Genomic DNA, 7,846 nt, shown 5'->3' on the forward strand with positions numbered 1-7,846 from the left:
GAAGACGATGACCGAGAAAAGCGGAGCCGATATCCTGGTCGAGGCGCTGTGCGATCTCGGCGTGGAGGTCGTCTTCGGCTATCCGGGTGGTGCGGTGCTGCCGATCTACGACGCCATGTTCCGATCGAAGCGCATCCGCCACATTCTCGTCCGCCACGAACAGGCGGCGACCCATGCGGCGGAGGGCTATGCCCGCTCGACCGGCAAGCCCGGCGTGGTGCTCGTTACCTCCGGCCCCGGCGCGACCAATGCGGTCACCGGCATCACCGACGCGCTGCTCGATTCGATCCCGATGGTGGTCATCACCGGCCAGGTGCCGACCGCGCTGATCGGCACCGACGCGTTCCAGGAAGCCGACACCGTCGGCATCACGCGCCACTGTTCCAAGCACAATTATCTGGTGAAGGACCCCGCGCGTCTGGGCGAGGTGGTGCATGAGGCGTTCCACATCGCGACCCAGGGCCGCCCCGGTCCGGTCGTGATCGACATCCCCAAGGACGTGCAGGTCGCCACCGCCCGCTATCAGAAGCCGGGTCCGATCCGTCACAAGACCTATCGCCCGCAGGTGAAGGCCGACCAGAGCCAGATCGAGCAGCTGGTCGACATGCTGGCGGCCGCCGAGCGTCCGATTCTCTATACCGGCGGCGGCATCATCAATTCGGGTCCGGCCGCGTCGCAGCTGCTGCGCGAACTGGCCCGCATCACCGGCGCGCCCGTCACCTCGACCCTGATGGGCCTGGGCGCCTTCCCGGCCAGCGATCCGCAATGGCTGGGGATGCTGGGGATGCACGGCACCTATGAAGCCAATATGGCGATGAACCAGGCCGACCTCGTGGTCGCGCTGGGTAGCCGCTTCGACGACCGCGTGACCGGCCGCCTGGATGCGTTCAGCCCGAACAGCCGCAAGGTCCATGTCGATATCGACCGGTCGAGCGTGAACAAGAATGTCCGCGTCGACCTGGCCATCATCGCCGATGTCGGCCACGCGCTGGAGGATGCGGTGCGCATCTGGAAGTCGCGCCAGCATCCCAAGCCCGACACGACCGAGTGGCAGCGCCGCATCGCGGGCTGGCGTGCGGTGGGCTGCCTGTCCTTCCCCGAGGCGGGCGACGCGATCATGCCGCAACGCGCGATCCGCGCGCTGTACGACGCGACCAAGGCGCGCCAGCCGATCATCACCACCGAGGTCGGCCAGCACCAGATGTGGGCCGCGCAGCATTTCGGTTTCGAGAAGCCCAACAAGTGGCTGACGAGCGGTGGCCTCGGCACCATGGGTTACGGCTTGCCCGCCGCGATTGGGGCGCAGCTGGGCAATCCGGGCGCGCTGGTGATCGACATTGCCGGTGAAGCCTCGATCCAGATGAACATCCAGGAGCTGGCGACGGCGACGCAATATCGCCTGCCGGTCAAGATCTTCATCCTGAACAACGAATATATGGGCATGGTCCGCCAGTGGCAGGAACTGACCTATGAAAGCCGCTATGCCGAAAGCTATTCGGACTCGCTGCCCGACTTCGTGAAGCTGGGTGAGGCCTATGGCTGGAAGGGCATATTGATCGAGCATCGCGATCAGCTGGAGGACGGCATCGCCGCGATGCTCGACCATGACGGACCGGTGATCGTCGACTGCCGCGTGGCCAAGCTCGCCAACTGCTTCCCGATGATCCCGTCGGGCGCGGCGCACACCGACATGATCCTGCAGGCCAATGAGGTATCGGGCACCATGGACGACGAGGCCAAGGCGCTGGTTTGACGACCATTCCCCTCCCGCAGGCGGGAGGGGTTAGGGGAGGGCTTTTCCCTCCCTCGCCTTCCCTCCCCCGGCCCCTCCCGCTTGCGGGAGGGGAGAGGATATATGGCCCGTCATCACGGGTGCGCAGAAAGAAGACCGATGCACATCAAGACCGAACAGGTGGAACGCCACACGCTGGCGGTGATCGTCGACAACGAACCGGGCATTCTCGCGCGGATCGCGGGGCTGTTCACCGCGCGCGGCTATAATATCGAAAGCCTGACCGTGTCGGAGATCACCGCCGACAAGGCCGTCAGCCGCATCACCATCGTCACTAGCGCCTCGCCGCCGGTGATGGAGCAGATCATCGCCCAGCTCGATCGGCTGGTCCCCGTGCACAAGGTCACCGACCTGACCGTGCTGGGCGACCATGTCGAGCGCGAACTGGCGCTGGTGAAGGTATCGGGCACCGGCGACCGCCGGATCGAGGCGCTGCGTCTGGCCGAGGTCTACCGTGCCCGCGTGGTCGATGCGACGATCGGCAGCTTCGTGTTCGAGGTCACGGGCGGCATCGCCAAGATCGACAAGTTCGTCGAACTGATGGGCGAAGTCGGCCTGGTCGAGGTCGCCCGCACCGGCATCGCCGCCATCTCGCGCGGCGCAGAAGCGGCCTGAGCCACCCCATTTTCAACGATCCGAGGCCCTGAGCGGCCCAACCATTTTGAAAGGGAAGTCCAATGCGTGTGTATTACGATCGCGACGCCGATCTGAACCTGATCTCCGAAAAGAACATCGCCATCCTGGGTTACGGCTCGCAGGGTCATGCCCATGCGCAGAACCTGCGCGATTCGGGCGTCAAGAATGTCGCGATTGCGCTGCGTCCCGGCTCGGCCTCGGCCGCCAAGGCGGAAGCGGCGGGCTTCAAGGTCCTGTCGAACAAGGAAGCGGCCGCCTGGGCCGACATCCTGATGATCCTGGCCCCCGACGAGCATCAGGCCGCGATCTATGACGCCGACCTGAAGGGCAATATGAAGCCCGGCGCCGCGCTCGCCTTCGCCCACGGCCTGAACGTGCATTTCGGCCTGATCGAGCCGCCCGCGGACATCGACGTCATCATGATCGCCCCCAAGGGCCCCGGTCACACCGTGCGCAGCGAATATGTGCGCGGCGGCGGCGTGCCCTGCCTGATCGCGATCCATCAGGACGCCAGCGGCAACGCACATGACGTGGCGCTGGCCTATGCCAGCGGCGTCGGCGGCGGTCGCTCGGGCATCATCGAGACCAACTTCCGCGAAGAGTGCGAGACCGATCTGTTCGGCGAGCAGGCCGTGCTGTGCGGCGGCGCGACCGCGCTGGTCCAGGCGGGCTTCGAAACGCTGGTCGAGGCGGGCTATGCCCCCGAAATGGCCTATTTCGAGTGCCTTCACGAGCTGAAGCTGATCGTCGACCTGATGTATGAGGGCGGCATCGCCAACATGCGCTACTCGATCTCGAACACCGCCGAGTACGGCGACATCAAGACCGGCCCGCGCATCATCACCGAAGAGACGAAGAAGGAAATGAAGCGCGTCCTCGCCGACATCCAGTCGGGCCGCTTTGTGAAGGACTTCGTGCTCGACAACCGCGCCGGCCAGCCCGAGCTGAAGGCCAGCCGTATCGCCGCCAAGCGCCACCCGATCGAACAGGTCGGCAGCGAACTGCGCGCGATGATGCCGTGGATCGGCGCGAACAAGCTGGTGGACAAGGCGAAGAACTGATCTTCGTCTGGGGGGTGGGCTCGGTGAGACACCGTGACCCTCCCCCATCCCCTCCCGCTTGCGGGAGGGGCGTGCCTAGAAGCTACGGCATGTTCCCAGACCGACCTTTCCATCCGCTGATAGGTTTCGGTGGCGCGTAACGGCAGCCCCGTACCGCTCCCCTCCCGCAAGCGGGAGGGGATGAGGGAGGGCAACGGAGCCTCGCAGAGCCCACCACCCCACTCCAACCCGGAAACGCATCGTTGCGACCTTGGCCTTTGACGTGCGTTCACCGCACGGCCCACAAAGGCCAACGTCCAACAGGGAGTTTACCCATGCGTTTCGCCATCCCCGCCGCTCTGGCGCTCGTCCTCGCCGCCCCCGCCATCGCCCAGACCCAGCCGGGTGCTCCGGTCGCCTCGCGCGTCGTCGCGGGCACCTACGCCGTCGACCCCGCCCATACCCAGGTCACCTGGTCGCTGAACCATATGGGCTTCTCGATGCTGGAGGGACAGTTCGGCGCGTCGGAAGGCACGCTGACCATCGACCCGGCCCGCCCACAGGCCGCCAAGGTCGACGTCACCTTCAAGATCAACGACCTGTCGGTCACCGCCGCGCCGTTCGCGAACCACCTGAAGTCGAAGGACTTCTTCGATGCCGCGACCTATCCGACCGCGCGCTTCGTCTCGACGGGCGTGAAGGTGATGGGGACCAAGGCGGTCATCACCGGCAACCTGACCATCAAGGACCAGACCAAGCCGGTCACGCTGAACGCGACCTTCTTCGGCGCGGGCACCAATCCGATGTCGAAGAAGCTGAACATCGGCTTCCGTGCCACGTCCAAGATCAAGCGTTCGGACTTCGGCGTTGGTGCCTATGTCCCGGTCGTCGGTGACGAAGTCGACCTGACGATCAACGCCGCCTTCACCGCGCAGTAAGCGGTCATTGCCCGACCCCGGCCGCCCGATTCCAGGGGCGGCCGGGGTCGGATCAGAACAGTCGCTTCAACCCGGCGAAACTCTCGAACGTCGCACGAACCTCCGGCGCGGCCAACGCCGCCAGCCTGGCGATCCGCTCGATCAATGCGGCCTTGTCCTCGCCCTTGATCGCATAGCCCATCGCCCAGTCACCGAACTCGCGCGCCTCGACATGGCGATCCGACAGGACGACCAGCGCGTGATGCCGCGGGTCCGCCGCGATATGGCGATACAGGCGCTCGACCGCCTCGGCCTCACCCTCCAGCGCCTGGAGGAAGCGCCGCCCGTCGAAATAGAGCAGCCCCGTAATGCCCGCCTGCGCATTGTTGCGGCGCGATGCGATCAGGATCGTCTCGGGGTCGATGGCCACCGCCAGCCCCTTCACGCTGCTGATATAGACGAGTTGACGCAACATCGGTGTATCCCGCTGCCCGGCACACCTGCCGGTCTTCGCCGCCGTCGATGGCGGGTGGCGCTTTAACAAAGCGTTCACACGGTGCGGCGGGATATGGACAAGCCCGCCCCGACGCGGCATGAACCGCTCCATCATGATCGCCGCGCTGCTGCTCCGTTCGCTTCGACTTATCCGCCCTTAGGGGAGGATCGGCGTGGCCATGCGCGACTTCCCTAAGGGCTGAATGAACCGATAGTTCCGTACCCGCCGCGCCCCTGGCCTGACGCGGCCGAGAATGTTGGAAGACCCGATCATGTTGCGCGACCCTTCGACCAAATACCGCCCCTTCCCCACCATCGCCCTGCCCGACCGGCAATGGCCGAACCGCACGATCACGAAGGCGCCGCGCTGGCTGTCGACCGATCTGCGCGACGGCAACCAGGCGCTGATCGACCCGATGGACGCGGAAAAGAAGACGCGGATGTTCGACCTGCTCGTGAAGGTCGGGCTGAAGGAGATCGAGGTCGGCTTTCCTAGCGCGGGCGCGACCGAGTTCGACTTCATCTCCGGCCTGATCCAGAACGACCGCATCCCCGACGACGTGACGATCCAGGTCCTCACCCAGTCGCGCCGCGACCTGATCGAACGCAGCTTCGAGAGCCTGGAGGGCGCGCGCACCGCAATCGTCCATCTCTACAATGCGGTCAGCCCGGCCTGGCGCAAGATCGTCTTCGGCATGACCCGTGACGAGGTCCGCAATATCGCCGTCGAGGGTGCCAAGATCCTGCGCGACGAAGCCGCCAAGCGCCCGAACACCGACTGGTTCTTCGAATATAGCCCGGAAACCTTCTCGACCGCCGAACTGGATTTCTCGGTCGAGGTCTGCGCCGCCGTGATGGACGTGCTGAAGCCGACGCCCGACCATCCGCTGATCCTGAACCTGCCCGCGACCGTCGAGTGCGCGACGCCCAACGTCTATGCCGACCAGATCGAATGGTTCGGACGCAACATCCCCAATCGCGATTCGGTGGTCATCTCGCTCCACACGCATAATGATCGCGGCACCGGCGTCGCGGCGGCGGAGCTGGGCGTGATGGCGGGCGCCGACCGGGTCGAGGGCTGTCTGCTCGGCAATGGCGAGCGGACCGGCAATTGCGATCTCGTGACCGTCGCGCTCAACATGTACACCCAAGGCGTCGACCCCAAGCTCGACCTGTCGGACATCGACGAGGTGGTGAACACGGTCAATTACTGCACCAACCTGCCCGTCCATCCTCGCACCCCCTATGCGGGCGATCTGGTCTTCACCGCCTTTTCGGGCAGCCATCAGGACGCGATCAAGAAGGGCTTCGCCGCCCAGGGCCAGCGCAACGACGATCTGTGGGAAGTCCCCTACCTCCCCATCGATCCCGCCGACCTGGGCCGCAGCTACGAAGCGGTCATCCGCGTCAACTCGCAGTCGGGCAAGGGTGGCGTCGCCTGGGTGATCGAGCAGGACAAGGGGCTGAAGCTGCCTAAGCGGCTCCAGGCCGATTTCAGCCGCCATGTCCAGGCGATGGCCGACGCGACCAGCCGCGAGCTGAACGCCGCCGATATCTGGGGCGGGTTCGAGGCGACCTATCTGCCGCGCGAGGGCGACCGTTTCGTGCTGCGCGACTATGAGGAAAGCGGGTCGACCGGCCAGCGGACCTTTATCGGCCGCGTGCAGGTGGATGGCGAGGAACGGTCGATCTCGGGTCGCGGCAACGGCCTGATCTCCAGCGTGATCGCGGCACTCGCCGACACCACGGGTCCGAACCTGGAAGTCATCGACTATAACGAACACGCCATCGGTCACGGCGCGGACGCGCAGGCCGCCGCCTATGTCGAGGCGCGGACCCCGGATGGGCGGGTCGTGTTCGGCGTGGGGCTGGACACCGACATCGCCACCGCCAGCGTCCGGGCGGTGCTCTCCGCCGCCAACCGGGCCTGATGCGCCCCGTCCTTCTCGGCTAAGACGACGCGCCATGAGAGCGTCGTTCCTTCCTCCCCTGCAAGGGGAGGTGGCAGACCGAAGGTCTGACGGAGGGGTGTCCCGGCCGATGATATGTCCATCATGAGCGCGGTCGTCCCTCCGTCCTCGCGCTGGTCGTTCATCCCCGAGCGCTACCGTGAGAAACTCCGCGAACGGGGGGCCTCGATCACGCTCACCGTGCTGGCGCACCTGTTGCTGGCATGGCTGCTGTTCCATCTGGCGCCCAAGCCGATCGACCCGGAGAAATCCTCGGTCCTCAACACCTTCTCCGTGTCACCGGATGACAAGGAGTCGGGCGCGCCGGTGCCCAAGACCCGCACGGCGACGCGCAAGCCCGCTGCGGCAGGCGGTTCCAAGGCCCCGGTCTCGGAGAAGCGTGCCGACACCCCTGTCCCGCAGCCCGAGAAGAAGGCCGACACCTCCGCGCCGACGCCGTGGCAATGGGGGGACAAGTCTTTGTTCGACGCAGGCGATATCGCCGCCCTGCCCAAGGGCGAAGGCAAGGGTGTCGGGTCGAGCAAGGGCGACGACCGGGGCGAGGACAGCGCATCGGCCTATGGCCCCGGTGAGGGGCCGGGCGGTCGGCGGCTTTACAATGCGGAATGGTTCCCGCGCCGCCCGAGCAATGCCGAGTTGAACGGCTATCTGCGCGGCCCCGCCCCCGATGGCGGCTGGGCGTTGATCGCGTGCCGCACCATCCCCGGCTACCGCGTCGAGAATTGCCAGATCCTGGGCGAGTCGCCCGTCGGCTCCGGGCTGGCCCGCTCGATGCGCGAGGCCGCCTGGCAGTTCCGCGTCCGGGCACCACGCGTCAACGGCAAGGAGATGATCGGCGAATGGGTCCGTATACGGATCGACTTCACCACCAGGGGCGGTGGTTGACGCGTCGGGTGGATCGACATCCCTGCGGCCCCCTCCCCCAGAGCGGGATGACGTCACATGGAATCAGCGTAAGCCCCTCCCCTTCAGGGGAGGGGTTGGGGTGGGGCCTCT

The 7,846-nt window shown here is 66.0% G+C and carries 7 protein-coding genes; 6 read left to right on the top strand and 1 reads right to left on the bottom strand.

Going from position 1 to position 7,846, the window contains the following annotated elements:
• The first annotated feature begins 7 nt into the window (after positions 1-7).
• From SP5_RS14090 to SP5_RS14105, 4 genes are all read left to right on the top strand, one after another.
• A complete protein-coding gene (locus tag SP5_RS14090; protein ID WP_042489891.1) occupies positions 8-1,753 on the top strand; it encodes an acetolactate synthase 3 large subunit in 1,746 nt (581 codons plus the stop codon).
• A gap of 138 nt (positions 1,754-1,891) precedes the next feature.
• Complete coding sequence (ilvN, locus tag SP5_RS14095; RefSeq protein ID WP_042489893.1) at positions 1,892-2,407, top strand: acetolactate synthase small subunit; 516 nt, start codon at positions 1,892-1,894, stop codon at positions 2,405-2,407.
• Positions 2,408-2,469: 62 nt separating this feature from the next.
• Positions 2,470-3,489, top strand: a complete 1,020-nt coding sequence (ilvC, locus tag SP5_RS14100) for a ketol-acid reductoisomerase (RefSeq protein WP_042489895.1) — start codon at positions 2,470-2,472, stop codon at positions 3,487-3,489.
• A 314-nt stretch (positions 3,490-3,803) separates the two neighbouring features.
• The gene (locus tag SP5_RS14105; RefSeq protein ID WP_042489897.1) at positions 3,804-4,406 is read left to right on the top strand and encodes a YceI family protein; all 603 of its coding nucleotides are present in this window, start codon (positions 3,804-3,806) and stop codon (positions 4,404-4,406) included.
• A 52-nt stretch (positions 4,407-4,458) separates the two neighbouring features.
• On the opposite strand, the gene SP5_RS14110 is transcribed toward SP5_RS14105, so the two are convergent.
• Positions 4,459-4,860 carry a BLUF domain-containing protein gene (locus SP5_RS14110; protein WP_042489899.1) on the bottom strand — a complete coding sequence of 134 codons (402 nt, stop codon included), beginning with the start codon at positions 4,858-4,860 and terminating at the stop codon, positions 4,459-4,461.
• Positions 4,861-5,152: 292 nt separating this feature from the next.
• On the opposite strand from SP5_RS14110, the gene leuA reads away from it, so the two are divergent.
• On the top strand, positions 5,153-6,811 hold the full coding sequence (gene leuA / locus SP5_RS14115; protein WP_042489901.1) for a 2-isopropylmalate synthase: 1,659 nt from the start codon (positions 5,153-5,155) through the stop codon (positions 6,809-6,811).
• Between the two features lie 123 nt (positions 6,812-6,934).
• Positions 6,935-7,735: a hypothetical protein gene (locus SP5_RS14120; RefSeq protein ID WP_157013746.1), complete on the top strand. Its 801-nt coding sequence runs from the start codon at positions 6,935-6,937 to the stop codon at positions 7,733-7,735.
• Positions 7,736-7,846: the final 111 nt, after the last annotated feature.

It is taken from the genome of Sphingomonas parapaucimobilis NBRC 15100, from assembly GCF_000787715.1.
GTDB lineage: Bacteria > Pseudomonadota > Alphaproteobacteria > Sphingomonadales > Sphingomonadaceae > Sphingomonas > Sphingomonas parapaucimobilis.